Source organism: Streptomyces sp. NPDC038707 (genome assembly GCF_040636485.1).
Classification (GTDB): domain Bacteria; phylum Actinomycetota; class Actinomycetes; order Streptomycetales; family Streptomycetaceae; genus Streptomyces.
Genome location: NZ_JBEZUP010000044.1, coordinates 20,361 through 40,068 on the forward strand (window position 1 = coordinate 20,361; position 19,708 = coordinate 40,068).

Here is a 19,708-nt window from a genome sequence, read left to right on the forward strand (position 1 = left end):
CCGGGGGTCGGCTGGGTGCTCAGGAGGGCGGGGCGCATGCTCCGCTCTCCTGAGCAGGTTATTCGGCTGCTTCGGTCAGGTGGGCGAGGGTGGAGCCGGTGGGGCCTTTGCGGACGTGGAGGCGCTGGGTGATGCGGCGGCGGAGTTCGGGGATGTGGCTGATGACGCCGACGGTGCGGTCGTGGGCGCGCAGGGAGTCCAGGACGTCGAGGACGTTGTGGAGGGTGTCGTCGTCGAGGGTGCCGAAGCCTTCGTCGATGAAGAGGGTGTCCAGGGGGTTGCCGCCGGCTTCGTGGGTGACGACGTCGGCCAGGCCGAGGGCGAGGGAGAGGGAGGCGAAGAAGGATTCACCGCCGGAGAGGGTGTCGGTCTTGCGGGGGTGGCCGGTCCAGGCGTCAGTGACTTCCAGGCCGAGGCCGGAGCGGGCGCCGTGGGCGGCTTGGTGGTCGGAGTGGCGCAGGGCGTAGCGGCCTTCGGACATCAGGTGCAGGCGGGTGTTGGCCGCTGCGACGACCTGTTCGAGGCGGGCGGCCAGGACGTAGGCCTCCAGTTGCATGCGCACCCGGGTGCCGGAGGCGGTGCCGGAGGCGAGGTCGGCGAGGTGGCGGGCGGTGTGGTGGGCCTGCTCGAGTGCTTTGAGGCGGTCCACGACCTCGGCCAGAGCGGTGGTGAGGTCGGTGAGGGTGGTGGTGCGGGTCTGGGCGGTGCTGGAGGCGGTGACCGCTTGGGCGTGCTGGTCGTCTGCTGCGGCGCGACGGGCTGCCGCCGTTTCGATGTCGGCGGCCGGCTGGGCGGCTGCTTGTTGGAGGGCGGGGTCGTCGAGGACGGCTTGGTGGGAGGCGCGGGCCTCGCGCCAGGTGTTGATCTCTTCTTCGATGCCGGTCAGGTCCTGCTCGCTGAGCAGGGCCTGTTCGGCTTGGGTGAGCGTGCCGAACCCCTGGGCTGTGGCAGCGTCGGTGGCTTCGCTGGTGCGTGTGTGCAGGGTTTGGGTGGCAGTGTTGGCGGTGCGGGATGCCTCGGCTGCCTGCTCGAGGTGGTCGGCGGTGCGGGTGAGGTCGTCGATGCGGGCCGCGAGGGTGGGGGCGGTGCCGCGGGCGGCGTCGAGTTTCGCGGTGAGTTCTGCGTGGTGCTGGGACAGGTTGTCGTAGTGGGCGTTGCGGTCGGACAGGCCCGCGGTTGCGCTGCTGTCCTGCTGGGTCATGGCCGTGTGTTCGCGGTCGAGCGCGAGGAGTCCTTCTTCGGCGCTCCTGCGGTCGGCGGCTCGCTTGAGGGAGTCGGCCAGCTGCTTGGTGAGTGTTTCGTGGTCGGCTTTGAGGCTGGCCAGCGGGGTGTCGCCGGCTTCGCCCGTGGCAGCGGCGGCGTCCTCGCGCAGCTTGTGCAGCTCGGCCGCGATCTTGTCGCGCTTCTGCTGGAGGCGCTGGTGGGCCTTCTCGGCGGCTTGTTCGTCCTCGCGCGTGGGATGCCCGTCAGGCGCCTGGGCGGGATTCGGGTGGGAGCAGGAGCCGCATACCGGGCACGGTGCGCCGTCGGTCAGGCCGGTGGCCAGTTCGGCGGCCATTCCCTCGGTGCGCCGGCGGCGGATGCCGATGTGGGCCTGGGCGGCCTTCTCGGCCTCCTCCTCGGCGGCGGCCAGGCGCTGCTCGGTGGCGGTGATCTGTGCGCGGTGGGCGTCGCGGCGTTCGGCGGCCGCCATGCGGCCGCTCAGGTTCTCCAGCTGGGTCTGCTGGCGCCGGCTTTCTTCCTCGGCTTCGCGGGCCGCCTCCCGGCGGATCTCCAGGGCGGTGCGCTGGGCGGTCTCCTGCTCGAGCCAGTCGCGTGCGGTGCTCTGCTGGAGGGCGAAGTCCTGCCGCTCGGCGTCGATCCGCTTCAGCTCGGTAGTGAGCTGGTGAAGTCCGGCTTCCTCAGGGAGGAGAGCGTTCAGCACGGCAATGTCGTCGCGGATGCGCTGTCCGGCCGTGGCGAGGTCGGCGGCCTCCAGTTCGGCATGCTCAGCAAGGAGCCGGGTTCGGGCGTCGCGTTCACTGCTCTGGGCGCGGCTGTGGTCGGCGCGGGCGGTGCTCAAAGCATGCAGCAGTGGTGCCAGCTGCTGGGCACGCCGAGCCTGGTCCCGGCGCCGGGTAAGGGCTTCTTGGTGGGGGGTCTGCTCGTCCAGCCAGTCCAGTTGTTCACGGGCGGTGGCGTAGGTGGTCTGCTGCCTGTGCAGGTCGCGGGCGGCGGCCTCCAGCTTCTGCTGGGCGAGCTGGTTCTTCTTTGCCTTCTCGGCGTCGGCCTGGGCGGTGAGGGCGTCGGCCTGGCTGGCCTGGATGAGGTCGCCTGCCCAGGCCAGGGCAGGGTCGGTCACGTCGTGTGCGGCGTCGGCGCTGGGAGCGTCGTACTGGGATTTCAGGTCCGGGCCAGCGGCCTGGTGGATGCGGGCCGCCAGGTGCAGCACCTCGTCGCGGGCGGCGTCGCGGTTCTTCTGGATGGTGCGGCTGTGGTCGCTCAGCCAGCGTTCGATGAAGGCGTACCGGTCGGTGTGGAAGAGCTTGCCGAGGAGTTCGCGGCGCTTGCCGGCGTCGGCGTAGAGGAACTTGGTGAACTCGTTCTGTGGCAGGAGAACGACTTGGCAGAACTGGGTCCGGCTCATGCCGAGCAGGTCCTTGATCTCCTTGCCTGTCTCCTGGTGGGACTTGCTGGAGGGCTCCCAGTGGCCCTTCCCCGCCGAGTCGGTGGTCCACCGGCTGAGCCGGGTCTCGGCCTTCTGCGGGGTTTCGCCCGTGCCGTTCTTCTTGGGGCGCATCTGCTGGGGGACGCGGTCGATGCGCAGCCGGTGGCCGGAGATGGTGACGTCGAGGGTGACCTGGGTGAGCAGGTCGGCTGGGGCGTGGTGGCTGCGCAGCATCAGGTCGCGGTCGACCGGGGGTTCGCCGTACAGGGCGAAGCAGATGGCGGTGAACAGGGTGCTTTTCCCGGCGCCGGTGTCGCCGTGGAGGAGGAAGAGGCCGTCGGCGGACAGGGCGTCGAAGTCGACGGTGTGGGTGCCGGCGAAGGGCCCGAAGGCCTGCAGGGTGAGGTGGTGCAGGCGCATCAGACGGTTTCCTTCTGCAGTTCGTTCACGCGGGCGGCGTCGACGGCCTGCTGGAGCAGGTCGTGTTCGTCGGGCGTGGGTGCGCTGCCGCGCAGGTCGGTGATGAAGTCACAGGCGATGTCGAGTTCGCTGCGGCCTCGGAGGCGCTCGGTGTAGGTGGGGGTGTCGGTGGCCTGGGCGGGGATGAAGGCGCGCTGGTGCTTGAGGCTGAGGGTGTGGGGGAAGCGGCGGCGCAGCCGGGCCATGGCTTCGAAGGGCAGGGCCGGGTCGGTGAGGGTGACCTCGAGCCAGGCGTCCTTGAGCGTTTCGTGGGCGGGGTCGTTGAGGAGGTCTTCGAGAGGGCCTTGGAGGCGTTCCAGGCGGTGGGGGGTCGGGCAGGGCAGGCGGGTGACGGCGGGGGCCGTGCCGGGGGTGAGGTCGACCAGGGTGAAGGACTTGGTGTGATCGGCCTCGGAGAAGGAGTAGGGCAGGGGGGAACCGCTGTAGTGGGCGCGGTCGGTGAGCTTCTGGGGGCCGTGGAGGTGGCCGAGGGCGACGTAGTCGATGCCGTCGAAGACGTCCGCGCCGACGTGGGCGACCCCGCCGACGCTGATGTCGCGTTCGCTGGCCGACTCCTCCACCCGGTCTTCCTCGCTCTGGCCGGTGCCGGGGGTGACGAAGGCGTGCGCGAGGACCACCGAGCGGGTTCCGGCCGGCTGTCGGTCGGTGAGATCGGCGTGGATCTTGTCCAGGGCTGCGGTCAGCACCGAACGGTGAGTGGCGGCCTCTGCCTCGAGCTGGGTGCGGACCATCGACGGTTCGAGGTAGGGGATGCCGTACACGGCGACCGGGCCGTCGGGATCGTTGAGGATGACGGGGACGGCGCAGGTGTCCGGGTCGGTGCGCAGGTGGATCCCGGCGCGGGCGAAGAGGCCGGATCCGACGCCGAGGCGGTGGGCGGAGTCGTGGTTTCCGCTGATCATGATGATCGGCACCGTGAGGTCGGCGAGCTGGTGCAGGGCGCGGTTGAACAGGCGCACGGCGTCCAGGCTAGGGATGGCACGGTCGTAGATGTCGCCGGCCACGAGGATGGCGTCGACGGCCTCGGTGCGGGCTGTGTCGACCATGTGGTCGAGGAAGGCGCGCTGGGCGGGGATCAGGTCTTCTCCGTGGAACCGGCGGCCCAGGTGCCAGTCCGAAGTGTGCAGAAACCGCATGAGCACAGACAGTAAACACAGGGAGAGCGGTGGCGGGCGGTTTTCCTGATAAACGGGCATCACAGCGGGAACCCTGCGGCGGCGCCCCGTACGGCTTTCGGCCACTTTGCCCACCGTTGGGTGGGGGTGCTGTTGCCGGGTGATTGTCAGTGGCAGGAGGCAAGATGAGCAGTAGGGGGAAGGAGGATGTGATGTCGATATCGCGTTCTGGCAGCAATGAAGCGATGGTGGCGCCGGGCGGGTGCCGCTGGTGCGGGATCGAGGCACGCGGTCATGGCAGGCAGCACGTGGCGGGGGTGGGCTGGCATGCCTGGACGGCTCCGACGCTGCAACAGCGTAAAGAGCGCATGCTGCAGCGCCGTGGCAACCGATCGGTCAGGACGCCAGGGCCTGGATGTCCCTGAAAGCATCCCTCAGCTGTGACGGGACGTCCTCGGCGCGGGTGAGGGTCGTGACCAGCGAGTAGAGCATGTCGTCCTTGCCGTCGGGGCTCGTCCGTTCGGCTCCCTCTTTGATCATCGCCAGAATGCGGCCGCTGAATTTGCCGCCGCGGTGAGCTGCGAAGTCTGCGGCGGTCCATTCCCTGCCCTCGGTGCGCTTCCAGTGCGTGTTGGCGGCCACGGCCCACTGGGAATCGGTGAAGAGTTCCTCCAGCTCGTTGAAGCCGTCGGCCTCACCGACGTAGGTGACCTGAGTGTCGAGGTCGAGTCCGGTCCTGATGAGCCGTTCCGTCTTGAAGTGCTTGTTGGTGCGGCTGTCGGCGTCGACCATCAGCATGACCGTGCGGCGGTTCTTGACGAGGTAGCCGGCCAGATGGAGAGCTCCTTCGTTGTTGCCGCAGGCCCACAGGGCGATGCCGGTCGCCTGGAGGGACAGGCCCTGGGAGAGGCGGAATAGCAACGGCAGGCACTGTTGTTCGGTGGGGCCTTCCACGGCGAGGAAGCAACGTTCGTGCAGAAGGACGGAGTTGCGCAGTCCCACGGCGGCGGCGATCTCGCCAAGGTGGAAATCGACGCCGTCGTGGGACTCGTCGGCAAGGCGCTCGACGACTGTGCGGCCTGTGTCGCTGAGACGGAGGTGAACGACATCGGCGATGTCGACACCGTCGATGAGGTTCATGGAGTGGGTGGCGACCACCACGCTCACATGGGGCAGGGCGCACTGCTTGCGGATGATGTCCATCACGGTGCGCTGGTTGCGGTAGTCGAGGTGGGTGTCGGGCTCGTCGTAGACGACGATGGTCTGCGTCGGCTCCTGCCCTCCCCTCTCCCCCGCGGCGGCAAGTTCACCGTCCTCCAGCAGGCTGCTGGTCCACTCCCACACCGCGAGCGCGATCCGGCGGTTGCTTCCCTGCCCGGAGCGCGTGAGGTCGACCGCTTCCCCGTCAGCCTTGGAAACCTCCAACGGGGCACGCTTGAAGCCTCCCTTGAAGGACACCTCGGGCCTGACCTGCACGCCGACGAATTCCTGGCAGTGCCGGCGGATGTGCTGGCACAAAGAGTCGGCTTCCTTCTCCAGGCGCTGGGTGATCTCCGCTTCGATCTCCCGCACCCGTCCCTGCAGGGTCTCGTCTTCCAGGTAGGTCTCATAACAGCTGTTCAGTGCGGTGCGCACCGCGTCGTCGGGGCGCTCATCCTTGCCTCCGAACGGCAGCAGTCTGGGCAGCCGCTCCTGAAGCTCCTTGGGAAGGGACTGCCACTGCTCCACTTGAGGTGCCGTGGCCGCGTAGGCCGTGACCGCCTGCACCAGGTCATCCTTGAGAGGCCCGGCAGGGGACAGGGAGAACTCCCCTACTAGCTCCTGCAATTCTCCCTTCAGCAACCTGGCCACGTCGTGAAGCCGGCTGTCTTCCGGACAAGAACCGTAGTACTCCCATCGCGCTGTCTGGCCTTCTTCAGCGATACGGCGGATCCGCACGGTCCGCGGCAGTGCGGTGACAGCGGCCTGCTCACCGTCATCCAGAGTAAAAACACCCTCCACCCAGGTCTCGGAGCAGCGGCCGCCTGCAGCGTCTCCCGCCTGCTGGTAGGTACGGTCCTCGTCCGTCAACCGGTGGTGACCCAGGAGAAAGGCCAGCGCCGTCAGCACGGCACTCTTGCCGCCATCGTTCCGGCCAGCCAGGATCGTCGGGCCGCTGACGGGGATGTCCTCCACCAGCGCCAACGAGCGGAAGCCGCACACGGAGAAACGGGTGAGGTACACGGTCGAGCTGCTCCGAATCTCCCTCTTCGGCCTGAGGGTGTGACGTGCGAGTACTCCGGGGACGGATGAGACGGATGAGCACCCAGAACAGACCGTCATCTTAAAGGCACGATCCACAACGGTCGGACGGTTCTCGCCAATTGCCACCGAGGCCGCTCCCCTGCTGTCGATAAACGGAACGCGAGACCGTCTCCGGGACGACGGTGCCCCGGACTCCGCGCACCGCACCACGGGCGGATGCACTGACGCTGGACAGACTCCTGAGTGCGGTGCAGATCATCATGCGTTTCGTCGACCATTTGAGGCGAGGGCTCGGACCGCAGGCCGCTGCCGGTGCACCTCTACCGTGGTTTTACGATCAGCCGGTTCGCACCGGGCTGTCCGGGCCTGGTACTCGCCGCTACAGGACAGGTGCATGTTCTTCGATTCTTGCGCGCCCGAGCCGTTCCTTGACGCCTTGATAGAGGCGCTGCCTTATGAGTGGAGTGGATCTTGCACAGGCCCCCAGCTGTCCGACAGCCATCTGGAGATGCTGCGTCAACGGGATCTAGCCCGTGATGCGCAGGCCTGGGCTCGCTTCCTCCGGCCGGGTGAGGCTACGGGGCCCGGCGAGCGGCTGCTGCTGTCCTTGGGTGACGACGTAATCCGCTACGGAGTAGTGGTGGGATCCCTGTCGGGACCGGACCACGCACCATCCTTGTTCATCTCTTCTTCGGGTGGACTGGCGGACCAGGAGGGCGAGTTTCAGCGGCTGCCCCTTACCAGCACTCCCACCGAGGTGGCTCATCTCCTGTGCCGACTGGCCCGTGCTGCAGACCGGCGTGCGATCGAGAGGGAGCTGCATGAGGCGGCAGCCGAGGGACGCCACAGGGCCGGATGGTTTCCTGGCGGACGGATCATCGTTCTGGATCTCGAGACGACCGGTCTCGACACGGAGACGGCTCGCGTCGTGGAGGCTGCCTGGCTGCTGGCCGACCATCGCGCCCTGGCCTGGGACAGCATCCTGATCGATCCTGGTGTTCCCATCCCCCAGGATGCCTACAACGTCCACAGCATCGACGACAGACTGGCCAGCGGTGAAGGCGCAGCCCCGAGTGAGACCCTTGACGCACTTGTCGGCGTCCTGGCCAAGCACATCAGCGATGGCGCCACACTGGTTATCTTCAACCGCACCTTCGACCTGCCGCTGCTGGACGCAGAGTGCGGACGCCACGGTCTCCCCACGCTTGCCGACCGGCTCGGTCGGCATGTACAGGCCGTGGATCCGATGCGAATCAGCCAACGGACCAGCAACCGGGACGGTCATGCCCTGAGTGATCTGGCAGCCTTGTACTCCACCGGCGCCATCGCCGCACACATGGCTCTGGGTGATTGTCTGGCCACCTGGGACGTCCTGGCCGCGCTTTGCCAAGGCGAACACGGCCGCCGCATCGTACGGCTGCTGGCCCGCTGGCACGAGAATCCCCGCGCTGATGAGCCGCTATCGGTACGGCACCTGCTCGCCTGCAGCAGCGGCTGGTGAAGAACCACCACCTGCTTCGCTCCCGGCGCCAAGGTTTCGGACGGGCTCTGGTAGGCCTATTCCTCCCCGGTTCCAAGGAGAGTGCCATTACTGACTGCCTGTTCTCTATCCGCTCGGGTGGTCGGTGGGGTTCGAACAGGGGCCTGATTCGGGTGAGTCTTCCAGCGCCGGTGCATGGAAGAAGGGCCTCTTGGTAGCTCGCGGATGTCGAGTCCAGCGAGGAGCAAGAGGCCCTGTTGTCGAAGTGTCGCGTGGCCATGGTCGCCGACACCAGTCCGTCCACTCCTGGGCGTGACTGTCTCGCCCACAGGTTCGGGAACGCGGCCGACCGGCCGGGGCGCCGGCCCCGGTATGGCTCGAAGATGAGCGATGCCGAGTGGGCCCTGGTGCGGGATCTGCTGCCGGTGCCGGGATGGCTGGCCGGCCGAAGGGCTCCTGCCACCGGCAGATGATCGACGCGATCCGCTACCTCGTCGACAACGGCATCAAGTGGCGGGCTATGACCTCGGACTTCCCACCCTGGCCACGGGTGTACGCCTTCTTCAGCCGCTGGCGGGATGCAGGACTTGTGGCCGAGCTGCACGACCGGCTGCGCGCGTCCGTCCGCCGGGCTGAGGGCCGTGATCAGGAGCCGAGTGCGGCGGTCGTGGACTCGCAGTCGGTGAAGGCGGACGCCACCGTCGCCCTCACCTCGCGAGGCTTCGACGCCGGGAAGGAGATTAACCCGGCCCTACCGACCCCAGACGAACGGCAAGGTCGAACGCTTCAATCGCACCCTGCTGGACGAGTGGGCCTACGCCCGCCGCTACCGGTCAGAAGCCGAGCGCCGCGAAGCGTTCCCGCAATGGCTGCACACCTACAATCACCACCGCGGACACACCGCACTGAAAGGGCAACCACCCGCCAGCCGCGTCCCCAACCTCACGGGTCAGTACATCTAGGCCGCCTCCTCCCACCCGCCTCCACTTCCTGAGTGTTGCAGGGTCACATCCGTATTGAAGCGCCTACGGTCAGCGTCGTCGGTACCGATCACCAGCTCCGGCGCGACGCAGGCACACTCCCGCTTCATGGCCTGGGCCATGGGCGTGTCGACCTCGCAGTAGGCGATCCAGGCCCTCGCCGGCATCTCAACCCTTCAGTCCGCTTGCCCTTGCTGGCCGCCTGGCACCACCGGTACACCGGCGACATCTCCTGGTGCCTTCCGCCGCCCGCAGCCGCACCGCGCAGGTGGCCCACAGCCAGCCCTGGGGCGGTCGGGACCTGTCCCCGAGGGGTGGACACCTGGTTGCCCCGCGTTATGACAACACCATAGGCCGCGGCGGGCGGTGCCGGTTCTGCAGCCGCCGCGGACCCGGTGACCCGCAGCAGGCGGTCATCGACATGAGGGCAGCCGGTCTCACCCCGCTCGAGCCGTACCGCAACGTCAGCACGCCCTGGACATCGCTGTGCAACGGCTGCGGCACCGTCGTCTCCCCCAATCTCAACAACGTACGCACCCGCGGACAGTGCTGCCCGCACTGCGCGAAGTACGGCCTCGATCCGGCCGCGCCAGCCTTCCTGTACGTCATGGCCCACGTGGTCTTCGGCGCAGTGAAGATCGGCATCACAGGACGCCACACCCGCGAGGACCGCATCGCCCGCCTGCAGGGCTCTGGATGGGCGGTGGTGCGCACCTGGCTGTTCGACACTGGCGCGGCCGCCTACCGTATCGAGCAGACCGCCCTGAAACAGCTGCGCACGCAGGGGCACGGCCCCTACCTGACCGCCGAGCGGATGCCCGCCGGCGGATGGACCGAGACCTTCGACGCCGCCGCTGTGACCGCGACCGCGCTGTGCAGCAGGGTCACCCATGCCCTGACCACGTCGCTGGTGTAGAACCCTCAGGCCTGCTGGGGCCGCGGCACGCCAGCCCCGTACTGGGAGGTCGCTGAGCGGCCTCGGCCCGGTGAGGGCTGGCCCCGCCCTCCGCCGAGGGAAAACGGGCCCCTCCCGTTGGCCGTCAGCCAGGTACGCGAGCCAGTACGAGCCCGCGGACTTCCCTCGCCTGACCTTTCTCGATCAGGAACTTCCCAACGGTGTGGAACTGAGAGCCGGTGGTGAAGACGTCGTCGACCAGCAGGACCCGCTTCCCCTCGACGCCCCGCCGAAGCTTGAGCGCCGCAGCGTGCTCGCGGGCGGCCTCCATCTTGTCGTACCACCCGCCGCCTGCCGACTTGGCGGTGTCCCGCGTCTTGATCAGAACCGGGCTGTCGGGGTCGGCGATCGGCCAACGGTCGAGCTTGTCCTCTGCGTGCGCCGCCTTCATCATTTGCTCGATGTGCTGGAGGGGCGCCCGGTTCGGTGCGGTGGGATTGCCGATGATCAGGTCGATGTCCGCTACCAGGTCCTCGTTGGCTTCGAGCCATCCGACGATGAGTCGTCCGAAGATGACTCCCCAGCCCTGCGAGCCGTCTCTGAGGCCATACTTGTAATCCTTGATTGTCTGTTCCAGGGGGGCGGCGTACAGGGCGAGGGCATCCACTCGCGTGAAAAAGCGCCGACTCGGACTCCAGCCGCAGATCCTGTTCCAGCACTGCGCGCCCTGGGCAGCCAGGGTCTGGCTGCACACTTCGCAGTGGTGCTCGGCAAGCGGACGCACCGCCGAGGCCGCGCATTCCGCACACCCATGGGTGGTTCCTGTGAACCGGTATGCGCAGCGGCGGCAGTGCGGAAAGACAAGGCGCTGGGGAAGGTCTAACTGGTGGGTCACAGGCCCGCCAGAGCAAGCTGGAGGCGCTGCTGCGCGGCCTGCTGGACTCTCTTGGCATTGCCCAGGCGCGAGAGCACGTCGTCGAGTTCGCTGACTTCGACGGCCTTTCCTTCCGCGACCATCTTCGCCGCCCAAGGCTCACTCGTCGCGAGGGACTTGATTAGGAAGACCTGCTTACCGTGCTCGTGGGCGATGCGAGCCTGCATCTTGGCGCCGGAGGTTGAGGAAGCCTCAATCACGATCGAGCCCATGGTGGAGCCAGAGGTGACAACGTTTCGCCTAGGGAAAGTCCAGGTGGCCGGCGCGGAGGTGGGCCAGAACTGCGAGACGAGCGCTCCGCCCTCGGCGACGATCCGTGCGGCAAGGCCCTTGTTCTGGGCGGGATAGACCTTCGCTGCAATGCCGGTCCCCATCACAGCGACGGTCCGACCACCGGCATCAAGCGTGGCCGTGTGGGCGGCGGTGTCGATCCCCTTTGCCAGACCACTGAAAATGACCACGTCCTCAGCCACGAGGAGGCGCGCCATGCGGGCGGCCCGGCGCATTCCGTCCTCGCTGGCGTTGCGGGTGCCGACGATCGCGGCCGAGCGGGCGTCCTTCTCTTCCAGGTCGCCGAGATGGAACAGGAAGGGCGGCAGGTTCGGCACGAGGCGCAGGTTCGCGGGGTAGTCCGCGTCGAGCACGGTCACGAGGCGGGCCCCGGCCTTCTCGGCGGCTTCCAGCTCCGTGGCCACGCGCGCGCGGGCGTCATCGATTGTCGGCAGGGCCTTACGCAGGAGTGAGAGGTTCTTCCGTGCGACGGTGGAGTCCTCCGGAATGTCACCTCCGAGAACGACCTGGAGGGCTTCGGGTGACTGGCAGGTCCGGGCGATCAGGCTCCAGTCGACGGATTTGCTGTCTGCCCGCAAGGCGCAGATGGTCAGCAGCTCCCGCTGCTGAGGTGTTGCGATCATGTTGTGTCCTTCTACTCGCGGCCCCGGTGTGTTCGAAGGGTGCTGCTCGTTGTGAGTGGGCCTTTTCCATCATGGCGTACGCCGGATCGAGTCCGCACGGGGGTGTATGCAACCAGTCGGGTGAACCGCCATGCATTCATTCCGTGACGGTGAGTAACTGATTCGTTTTGGAAAGCCCGCAGGGGTTCAATCCCCGTAGGCCGCTGGGGTGAGCCGACCTGTCCCTCCATGGAGTGGTCCCTGCCAGACCCACGGTGCCCTCTTCCCCGGCGTGGGTCCAGGGCGGCACGCGCCAGGCCGTCGTCGTCCTGGTCCGGTCGTCACCGCGCCGCGCACCAGCTGGCGCGTGATGCGCGCTCCGACCACCGAGATGCAGCAGCCGCCGCCGGAGTCGACCTGACCGCCGCGATAGGCCAGCGCCGTTCAGGGTGCCGTCCGCTCCATCACCGACCGGTTGGTGAACAAGTTCCTCACCAACCCGCCCAAGTGGCTCAAAGCCCTTTGGCACGCTACCGAGGCCCTGGGAGTAGCCACCGCGGCCGGGCAGTCCCGCCCTGTCCGGCCGATGCCGCCGCGCAGACGTCAGGCGGCGCTGAACTAGCGGGCGTGACCGCCGCACCACTCCACCCAGCGCGGGCCGTCCAGGATGGCCTCGGAGGCGCGACGCCGGACAGCATGCCGCTGGCGCCCGCACCGAGCCACCGCGGGCGCCCGCTTAAGAGGTCCTAACAAAGGCGTTGGACGTGGCGGTGTGTGATGAGGCAGGTGGCGAGGCCGAGGAAGGCTTCGTGGATGTCGTCGCATCATTCCCAGCGGATGCGCAGGCGGCGGAAGCCGTGGAGCGAGGAGATGGTGCGTTCGACGACCCAGCGGGAGATGCCCAGGCCGGTGCCGTGTGGCTGGCCGCGTTCGGCGATCGCGGGCCGGATGCCTCGTTTCCACAGCAGTCGCCGGTACTTGTCGTGGTCGTATCCGCGGTCCGCGAAGAGCATGTCCGGCCGTCGCCGTGGCCTGCCGACGACGCCGGCGACCGGTGGGACCTTGTCGAGCAGGGGCAGCAACTGGGTGACGCCGTTGCGATTCCCACCGGTCAGCGACACCGCGAGCGGGGTGCCCTGGCCATCGGATGCTCGACGCCACCGACTTCGGGCGCAACCCGCACGGCGGCGAGTTCGGCGAGTACGGCCGGTGCCAGGTCCGGTTCGGCGAGGCCAAGAAGGGATCTCCGCCCAAGCGCCGCGGGGTGCTGACCGTCTTCGACTGGACCCCGGACGTCTTGGACGAGTGGTTCACCGAGGTTCGCCCGCTGTTCGGCACTGACAACAACCCGGCGGCCTGGCCCTCCGAGCGGGGACTGCGGATCGGCTGCCAGCGGCTCAACTCCCGCTTCATCGCCTACCGCAAGGCCCTGGGCCTGGACGACGGGCTCGACTTCCACTCCTTCCGAAGGTCCTACGTCACTCACCTGATCGAGGACGGCTGGGACCCTCGTTTCGTCCAGGAGCAGGTCGGCCACGAGCACGCCAGCACCACCTCGCTTTACACCTGTGTGTCCTCGGACTTCCGCACCCGCACGCTGCGGCGGTATCTGGACTCCACCATTGCCGCCGCCCTCCAGACCCAGGCCGGGAGGCAAGCATGAAACGCAAGGTCGGCTACACGTGGCGGCTGCGTGAGGTCATGGCCCAGCACCAGATCTTCACGGCCACCGAACTGGTGCCGCTGCTGCGCGAACGCGGCATCAACCTGTCCGCCTCCCAGGTTCATCGGCTGGTCTCCGGCACCCCGGAACGCCTGTCGTTGCAGGTCATGGCCGCGCTCTGCGACATCCTGTCCTGCACCCCGGCCGACCTGGTGGCCACCACCGCCGAGAATGCCGGGGTCCGCAAGACTGCCACCGGCGACCTGCCCGCCCCGCCCGCGAGCGTCGCGAAGCTGCGGCCCCGCGCGGCCCGCATCCTGCCCGACGCATGACCCGCACCTACGCCACCGACGGGCAGTACGAACGCTGGTTCATGGCGGAGTGCTGCCGCTGCGGCCGCCGCAAGCACAAGGCCGGCCACTGGCCCGACGGATACGTCTGCCGGAACTGCTCGGACCGCGCAGTTCGGACACGCGGCGCCTGCCCAGGCTGCGGCCAGGAACGTGCCCTTCCCGGACTCCGCCCCGGCGACGGCGCCGCGATCTGCACGACCTGCGCCAGCTTCTCCCAGTCCTTCGACTGCTCCCGGTGCGGCTTCGAGGGCAAGCTGCTGGGTGGACGGCTCTGCGAACGCTGCACGCTCTGGGACCGGCTCACTGCCCTCCTCGACGACGGCACCGGCCGGGTCCGTCCCGCGCTGGTCCCTCTGTTCGACCTGCTGGTGGCGATGGACAAGCCCAGCAGCGGAGTGGCCTGGCTGGCCCTGCATCACGACCAGCCGGGGAACCCCTCGCAGAGACTGCGGCAGCTCGGCCTCGGTCAGATCCCGCTGACCCACGACGCCTTCCACGAACTCCAGCCCTGGCGGTCAGCGGCTCACCTCGAAGAACTCCTGATGGCAAGCGGGGTCCTGCCCGCGGTCGACAAGTACATCTGCTCCTTCCAACGCTGGCTCCACGGCCATCTGGCCGACATCGAGGACCCCGAGCACGTCAAAACGATCCGGCTCTTCGCGACCTGGCGCGTCCTGCCCCGACTGCGGGCCCGCGCCGAACAGAGCCACATCACACCGAGCATCCGCCGCTTCGCCGCTGATCAGGTCAAACACGCGACTTCCTTCCTCCAGTGGCTCGGCGAGCGGAACACCACACTCGCCTCCTGCTCACAGCTCGACATCGACGCCTGGTGGGCCGGGAACAGCGAGCACGGCCGCACCTGTTTGAGGGCCTTCCTCAACTGGGCCATACAGAGCCGCCATTGCCGACGCTCGCTCTCCATACCCGCGATGAAGACCACCCGACGAGCTCCGCTGAGCGAGGACGAGCGCCTGGACGCCCTGGGGCGGCTGCTGGCCGACCAGGAGATACCAATGCACCTTCGCGTCGCCGGCGTCATCTTCTACGGATCGGGGAACCGGCTTCACCCGTCCCCGCACCGGTCGATTCCCTGCTGCTGGAGCACATCGCGAACCGCGACAACATGGACACCGCCACCAACCCGGCCTCCCGCTGGCTCTTCCCCGGCCGCCGCGCGGTCCAGCCGTTCCGCCCCGACCACCTGTCCGCACTCCTCAACAAGGTCGGTGTCCCGGCCGCAGCCGCCCGTGGCGCCGCCATCCGGCAGCAACTCCTGGAGATGCCCGCCCCCGTCGTCGCAGAGGCTCTCGGCTACCACGACAAGACCACCACGCGACTCCCCAACGAGACCGGCGGGGCATGGAGCCGATACGCCCCCGGGGACCACACACGGTCACCAGCGGGCTGGGTTCCTCGGGGATCTGACGACAGTTGAATACGAGAGCCCACCAGTACCAACCCCGCCATCCCACATGATCTCTCCTGCTCCCCCGCAGCCGCGGGGATGGTCCGCTGCTCCGCCAGGGAGTGAATGTCACCGGGTGGCGGGTACGGACCACTCGGTGGAGGCCATCGGATGAGGTGGGACGGAGGAGCCCACCGAGTGGAGTGGATGCGCGGCATCGCCGGTGCAAAACGGAGCATCGGATGCGCTCAGTGGTCGGCCTCCCGGCCTCGGTGCGGTCCGGGCTCCTGCGGGCGGTGGGCCTGCTGGCCGTCCGGGCGCACCGGGCCAGTGCCGTCGTCCTGGACGGTGTTGCGGTCCGCGCGGGCGCGGGAATCGTCGCCCGCCTTGGCGAACGCGTCCTGGAGGCGGCGCAGCCGGTCGGCCGTGAGATAGAGGGCTTCCACGTCCGTGCGGGACTTCCGCAAGGCCCGCAGCGCGATCATGTCGATCGCCTCCCCGCGCCCGGTCTCCGGCTCCTGGTCGTCGTGCTCGACTTCGGTGGCGGCCGGGGGCGCGAGCATCTGCTCGGGCATCGCTGCCTGCTGGTGGGCGACGACGTCGTACGCCCGGCCTCGCACGGCGGTGGCGGTGGTGGCGCGCAGCTTCTCGCGCACCACCACGCCGGCGAGGACGGCGCGCTCGTACTGGAGCGGGATGCGGGGGATCTCCCACTCCCCCGCATCCTGGCCCGGGGGCCGGTGCGCGGGCGGCTCGCCGGGATCGGCCGGGGGATGCCGGTCCGGGTCGGGCGCGGGGGTGAGTGGTCGGCGGCGGGCGGGGAGGTCGGACAGGGACCACCGGGCTGTGTAGAGGCGGTAGGCGGCCTCCCGGCCGCGTGTGTTCTTCGGCTCGGTGATGTCCAGGCAGTGGGTGGTGATGGCGGCGGCCACCACCTGGTTGTCCAGGCCAGGGTCGCGGCGGCGGCCGCGCAGGACGAGGGCGAGGTGGCGGCGGGCCTCGGCGAGCAGGTGCCGACGGTGGAAGCGGCCGCCCTCGTTCATCACGAACACGGTCGCAGCGACGTCGACAGCCGCCAGGGCGACGTCGACCGCGGCCGCCACCCGGGCCCGGATCGCGGCGGCCGCGGCGCGGGCGTGCTCGAGGAGGGAGTTGATGACGTCGGCGGCCACCTTGGACGTGCGGATCGCACTCTCCTTCCACTCCTTGCGCAGCTGCGCGAGCGGCCGGGTCTTCCGCTTGGGCGGGCGGGTCTTGCGGGCGGCGATCTGGTTCAGCTTGGCGCGGGCCCGCTCGGAGACCACGGGCAGGAACCTCAGCTCGCCGTCGTCGTCGACGGCAGTGACGTACTCGTGCTCCAGCTCGGCCAGACAGGCGGCGATGCGATCGCTGCGCCGGGCAGTCCAGCGGATCAGCTCGTGCGGCACCCCGGCAATCTCCATCACAGGCCGGCGCCCCGGGGTGACGATGCTCGGCTCGGTCGCAAGCCCCAGCGCCTCGCAGACCTCCGCGGCCACCAGCTCGTTGTAGAGCGCGGAGGCGGCCACGGTGTTCTCGTGCAGGGCCGTGGTGTGGACCGAGCCCCACTTCCCGTTCAGACGCTGCCCCTTTCACCGGCAGCAGCAGATGGTCATGGAGCAAGGGCCGCCCGGAGCGCGCCTCGTAGTATCACCGCCGGTCTCCGGCTCCAGGAGGCGGCCGTCCTTCCGGCCGGTACGGAACGGTCGCGGGTGCGAGCTCGAGGCGGCGGGCACCGCGACGGCGTACGGCTGGGGGCGGGAACCCAGGCGCTCCGCTCGCCGCGCGGCGTGAACCCTGGCAGCCAGGGCACCGGCGGCGAGGCGGGCACGCTCGTACGGCGGAGCGGTCCGGTTGCGGGTCAGCGGGCGCAGCACGGCCCGGTCCCCGGTGTCACGCAGGTACACAGCGCGCAGGTCGGCGGTCATCCTCCGGCCGCGCCCGACAGGGCCGGGGGTAGTCGTCGACGACCGCCTGCACGATCCGTCGCCCAGGACCTTCAGCAGACCCGGCGCTCGTTCGGTCAGCAAGTGGATGACCGCGCTGGTGTAGGCGTGGGCGGTGGACTCGCTGATCCCGAACCCGGCAGCGACCTTCGCCAGAGTGACGTGTTCGCGCAGGTACACCAGTGTCACCATCGCGCGCTGGGACGGGCGGAGCTTGCAGCGCCGGTCGCCCTCACGGGTGACAATGAGCATGGTGACTGAACCTCTTTCATCCTGCGCTGGAGGGTGAAATGGGCTGGTCAGCGGGTGTGGTGACGAGACAGGGCCCCTCGTCATTGGCGTGGTGATTCCACTCAACACACCGGCGACCGAAGGGGCCCTGTTAGTTCCGTATCCTGCCACGCTCGACGTCCCGCACGAGCTCGTTGAACACGTCGCCTGGCTGCTGCACGAACACCGCCGGGTCCGCAACACACGCTGGCGCAAGCTCGGCTGCTTCCGTCAGGCGTTGCTCACGCTGGTGCACCTGCGTAAGAACGAGACGTTCTCGCAGCTCGGAGCAGGTTTCGGGATATCCCAGGCCACCGCCTGGCGATACGTGGACGAGGCCCTGGACGTTCTGGCCTCCTGGGCGCCTGGACTCCACGAAGCCCTCACCGGTCTCGGTGAGGGCGACCATGTCATCGTTGACGGCACCCTGATCCCCACCGACCGGATCTGCGCGGACGAGCCGTACTACTCCCAAAAGCACCGCAAGCACGGCATGAACGTGCAGGTCATCGCCCGCCCGGACGGCACCCCGCTCTGGTTCTCCCGCGCGACGCCGGGGAGAACCCATGACCTGACCGCGGCCCGTGCCCACGGCATCGTCCAGGCCTGCCTCACCAGGCAGATCCTCGTCCTCGCGGACCGCGCCTACCAGGGTGCCGGCGCCACCGTCCGCACCCCGTACTACCGGCACCGCGACCTGCCCGAGCACTACCAGCAGTACAACCGCGACCACACCCGCCTGCGCGCACCCGGCGAACGCGCCTTCGCCCGGCTGAAGTCCTGGCGAGCACTGCGCAGAGCGCGCTGCTCAACCCGACGTGTCGGTCGTAACGTCCAAGCCGTCCACACCCTCTTGACCTGCGACTACACAGGATGAAAGAGGTTCACTCACTCAACGAGCGCATGCGGCAGGTCGAGTGCGGCAGGATAGATGACCAACGAGGCCCCCGAGCTGCTTGGTTGAGACGTCAGACATCTCCATCAACAACCCGGGGGCCTCGTCTGTTACGCGCTCTCGGCCGTCACCCGATCAGTGGCCAGACTGAAGAAGCTCAGTAAACCGTTTTCATCCTGAATATGTGCAGGTCATCAGGGTGTGGACGGCTTGGACGGCTGTGCCGATGCGGCGGGTGGAACAGCGGGCTCGCCGCAGGAACCGCCAGGTTTTGAGTTGGGCGAAGGCGCGTTCGCCAAGGGCGCGGAGTCGGGCGTGGTCGCGGTTGAACTGCTGGTAATGCCCGGGCTGTTCGCTGTGGTGGTAGTACGGGGTGCGGAAGGTGGCGCCGGCGCCCTGGTAGGCGCGGTCCGCGAGGACGAGGATCTGCCGGGTCAGGCAGGCTTGGACGATGCCGTGGGCGCGGGCCGTGGTCAGGTCGTGGGTGCGGCCCGGGGTGGCGCGGGAGAACCAGAGTGGGATGCCGTCCGGGCTGGCTACGACCTGGACGTTCATGCCGTGTTTCCGGTGCTTTTGGGAGTAGTACGGCTCGTCCACGGCGATGCGGTCGATGGGGATGAGCGTGCCGTCGACGATGACGAAGTCTCCTTCGCCCAGGCCGACGAGTGCCTCGTGCAGGCCGGGTGCCCAGGAGGCCAGGACGTCCAGGGTCTCGTCCACATACCGCCAGGCGGTTGCTGTGGAGATCCCGAACCCGGCTGCGAGTGGGGGCAGCGTCTCGTTCTTGCGCAGGTTCACCAGCGCGAGCAGAGCCTGGTGGAAGCAGCCCAGCTTGCGCCACCGTGTGCCGCCTTCACACCTTCGGGCATAGATCAGCCAGGAACATGCTCGACCAGCTCATGCGGGACATCGAGCGTGGCACGATACGGGACCAAGCGAGGCTCCTCGGACGAAGCGTGGTGCGTAGAGAACACCACCGCAACGACCAGGAGCCTCGCCTCGTCACACCACCCCGTTGACCTGCACCATCACCCCTACAGGACAGGATGAAAACCGTTCAGTGATCGGGGCCGCCGTGCTGGAGGCGCAGCGCCTCCAGCACGGTTACTCGAAGGGTACGGCTGCGGCAGATGATCGGGGATCCCTGCAATTTTCGTCAGACGGTCTCGGACCGGAGCAGGTCAAGTTCCTTCACACGCGACAACCGTTCCTCCAGTTCGAGTCGACTGTAGTTCAGATAAATAAGTGTCGAGTATTCAGGGAATCCCTCCTCTACATGTACATCATCCTCATCGAGCACATTCCCTTCGATGGAGATCTCTGCGCCGTCCGCATAACGGTGGGTGAAATATTCGCCGCCTTTATACGAACTCTCCCTCATCTCTAGATCCACACCCAGGACCTCGCTCACCAATCTACCTACTTCAGGGACACCCAGCCCCTTAGCGCCAAATAGAGTGAACAGCGACGCCATCACTTCTCCTCTC

At 68.2% G+C, this 19,708-nt stretch carries 14 protein-coding genes and 6 pseudogenes; 8 read left to right on the forward strand and 12 right to left on the reverse strand.

The window, feature by feature from the left end; translation table 11 throughout:
* Positions 1-58: 58 nt before the first annotated feature.
* From AB0E62_RS35730 to AB0E62_RS35740, 3 genes are all read right to left on the reverse strand, one after another.
* Entirely contained in the window at positions 59-3,067 is a 3,009-nt protein-coding gene (locus tag AB0E62_RS35730; protein ID WP_362203792.1) for an SMC family ATPase, read from the reverse strand.
* On the reverse strand, positions 3,067-4,263 hold the full coding sequence (locus tag AB0E62_RS35735; RefSeq protein ID WP_362203795.1) for an exonuclease SbcCD subunit D: 1,197 nt from the start codon (positions 4,261-4,263) through the stop codon (positions 3,067-3,069). Before AB0E62_RS35735 ends, AB0E62_RS35730 begins: the two co-directional genes overlap by 1 nt.
* A 375-nt stretch (positions 4,264-4,638) precedes the next feature.
* Positions 4,639-6,465 (reverse strand): hypothetical protein, encoded by a 1,827-nt coding sequence (locus tag AB0E62_RS35740; protein ID WP_362203798.1) that lies wholly within the window; start codon positions 6,463-6,465, stop codon positions 4,639-4,641.
* A gap of 415 nt (positions 6,466-6,880) precedes the next feature.
* Between AB0E62_RS35740 and AB0E62_RS35745 the strand changes: the two genes are divergently transcribed.
* The 4 genes and pseudogenes from AB0E62_RS35745 (at position 6,881) to AB0E62_RS35760 (ending at position 9,862) form a co-directional block, all read left to right on the forward strand.
* Positions 6,881-7,987 carry an exonuclease domain-containing protein gene (locus AB0E62_RS35745; protein WP_362203801.1) on the forward strand — a complete coding sequence of 369 codons (1,107 nt, stop codon included), beginning with the start codon at positions 6,881-6,883 and terminating at the stop codon, positions 7,985-7,987.
* A 448-nt stretch (positions 7,988-8,435) separates the two neighbouring features.
* Positions 8,436-8,510, forward strand: a pseudogene (locus AB0E62_RS35750) (hypothetical protein); the annotation flags it as partial.
* 193 nt (positions 8,511-8,703) lie between these two features.
* Positions 8,704-8,928 (forward strand): annotated as a pseudogene (locus AB0E62_RS35755) (integrase core domain-containing protein); the annotation flags it as partial.
* Between the two features lie 439 nt (positions 8,929-9,367).
* Complete coding sequence (locus AB0E62_RS35760; RefSeq protein WP_362203804.1) at positions 9,368-9,862, forward strand: hypothetical protein; 495 nt, start codon at positions 9,368-9,370, stop codon at positions 9,860-9,862.
* Positions 9,863-9,986: 124 nt separating this feature from the next.
* Here the strand turns inward: AB0E62_RS35760 and AB0E62_RS35765 are convergent, their stop codons facing one another.
* The 3 genes and pseudogenes from AB0E62_RS35765 to AB0E62_RS35775 form a co-directional block, all read right to left on the reverse strand.
* Complete coding sequence (locus tag AB0E62_RS35765; RefSeq protein ID WP_362203807.1) at positions 9,987-10,595, reverse strand: ComF family protein; 609 nt, start codon at positions 10,593-10,595, stop codon at positions 9,987-9,989.
* A gap of 137 nt (positions 10,596-10,732) precedes the next feature.
* Entirely contained in the window at positions 10,733-11,689 is a 957-nt protein-coding gene (locus tag AB0E62_RS35770; RefSeq protein WP_362203810.1) for a DNA-processing protein DprA, read from the reverse strand.
* A gap of 725 nt (positions 11,690-12,414) precedes the next feature.
* A pseudogene (locus AB0E62_RS35775) lies at positions 12,415-12,804 on the reverse strand (transposase); the annotation flags it as partial.
* An 11-nt stretch (positions 12,805-12,815) separates the two neighbouring features.
* Here AB0E62_RS35775 and AB0E62_RS35780 point away from each other — a divergent pair.
* Positions 12,816-13,331, forward strand: coding sequence for a tyrosine-type recombinase/integrase (locus tag AB0E62_RS35780; RefSeq protein ID WP_362203812.1), 516 nt, complete (start codon positions 12,816-12,818; stop codon positions 13,329-13,331).
* Positions 13,328-13,663 carry a helix-turn-helix transcriptional regulator gene (locus tag AB0E62_RS35785; protein ID WP_362203815.1) on the forward strand — a complete coding sequence of 112 codons (336 nt, stop codon included), beginning with the start codon at positions 13,328-13,330 and terminating at the stop codon, positions 13,661-13,663. The genes AB0E62_RS35780 and AB0E62_RS35785 overlap by 4 nt, the downstream gene beginning before the upstream one ends.
* Positions 13,664-14,199: 536 nt before the next feature.
* Here the strand turns inward: AB0E62_RS35785 and AB0E62_RS35790 are convergent.
* Positions 14,200-14,439 carry a hypothetical protein gene (locus AB0E62_RS35790; protein WP_362203817.1) on the reverse strand — a complete coding sequence of 80 codons (240 nt, stop codon included), beginning with the start codon at positions 14,437-14,439 and terminating at the stop codon, positions 14,200-14,202.
* 371 nt (positions 14,440-14,810) lie between these two features.
* Here AB0E62_RS35790 and AB0E62_RS35795 point away from each other — a divergent pair, with 371 nt between their 5' ends.
* Positions 14,811-15,122, forward strand: a complete 312-nt coding sequence (locus tag AB0E62_RS35795; protein ID WP_362203820.1) for a hypothetical protein — start codon at positions 14,811-14,813, stop codon at positions 15,120-15,122.
* A gap of 218 nt (positions 15,123-15,340) precedes the next feature.
* Here AB0E62_RS35795 and AB0E62_RS35800 read toward each other — a convergent pair whose 3' ends face one another.
* The 3 genes and pseudogenes from AB0E62_RS35800 to AB0E62_RS35810 all read right to left on the reverse strand — a co-directional run.
* On the reverse strand, positions 15,341-16,690 hold the full coding sequence (locus AB0E62_RS35800) for a relaxase domain-containing protein (RefSeq protein WP_362203861.1): 1,350 nt from the start codon (positions 16,688-16,690) through the stop codon (positions 15,341-15,343).
* A gap of 75 nt (positions 16,691-16,765) precedes the next feature.
* Positions 16,766-17,096: pseudogene (locus AB0E62_RS35805) on the reverse strand (conjugal transfer protein TraA); the annotation flags it as partial.
* A gap of 11 nt (positions 17,097-17,107) precedes the next feature.
* Positions 17,108-17,308, reverse strand: a pseudogene (locus AB0E62_RS35810) (transposase family protein); the annotation flags it as partial.
* An 88-nt stretch (positions 17,309-17,396) separates the two neighbouring features.
* On the opposite strand from AB0E62_RS35810, the gene AB0E62_RS35815 reads away from it, so the two are divergent.
* Positions 17,397-18,203 (forward strand): IS5 family transposase, encoded by an 807-nt coding sequence (locus AB0E62_RS35815; RefSeq protein WP_362203822.1) that lies wholly within the window; start codon positions 17,397-17,399, stop codon positions 18,201-18,203.
* A gap of 189 nt (positions 18,204-18,392) precedes the next feature.
* Here the strand turns inward: AB0E62_RS35815 and AB0E62_RS35820 are convergent.
* Positions 18,393-19,198, reverse strand: a pseudogene (locus tag AB0E62_RS35820) (IS5 family transposase).
* A 179-nt stretch (positions 19,199-19,377) separates the two neighbouring features.
* Positions 19,378-19,695 (reverse strand): hypothetical protein, encoded by a 318-nt coding sequence (locus AB0E62_RS35825; protein WP_362203825.1) that lies wholly within the window; start codon positions 19,693-19,695, stop codon positions 19,378-19,380.
* Between the last annotated feature and the right edge of the window lie 13 nt (positions 19,696-19,708).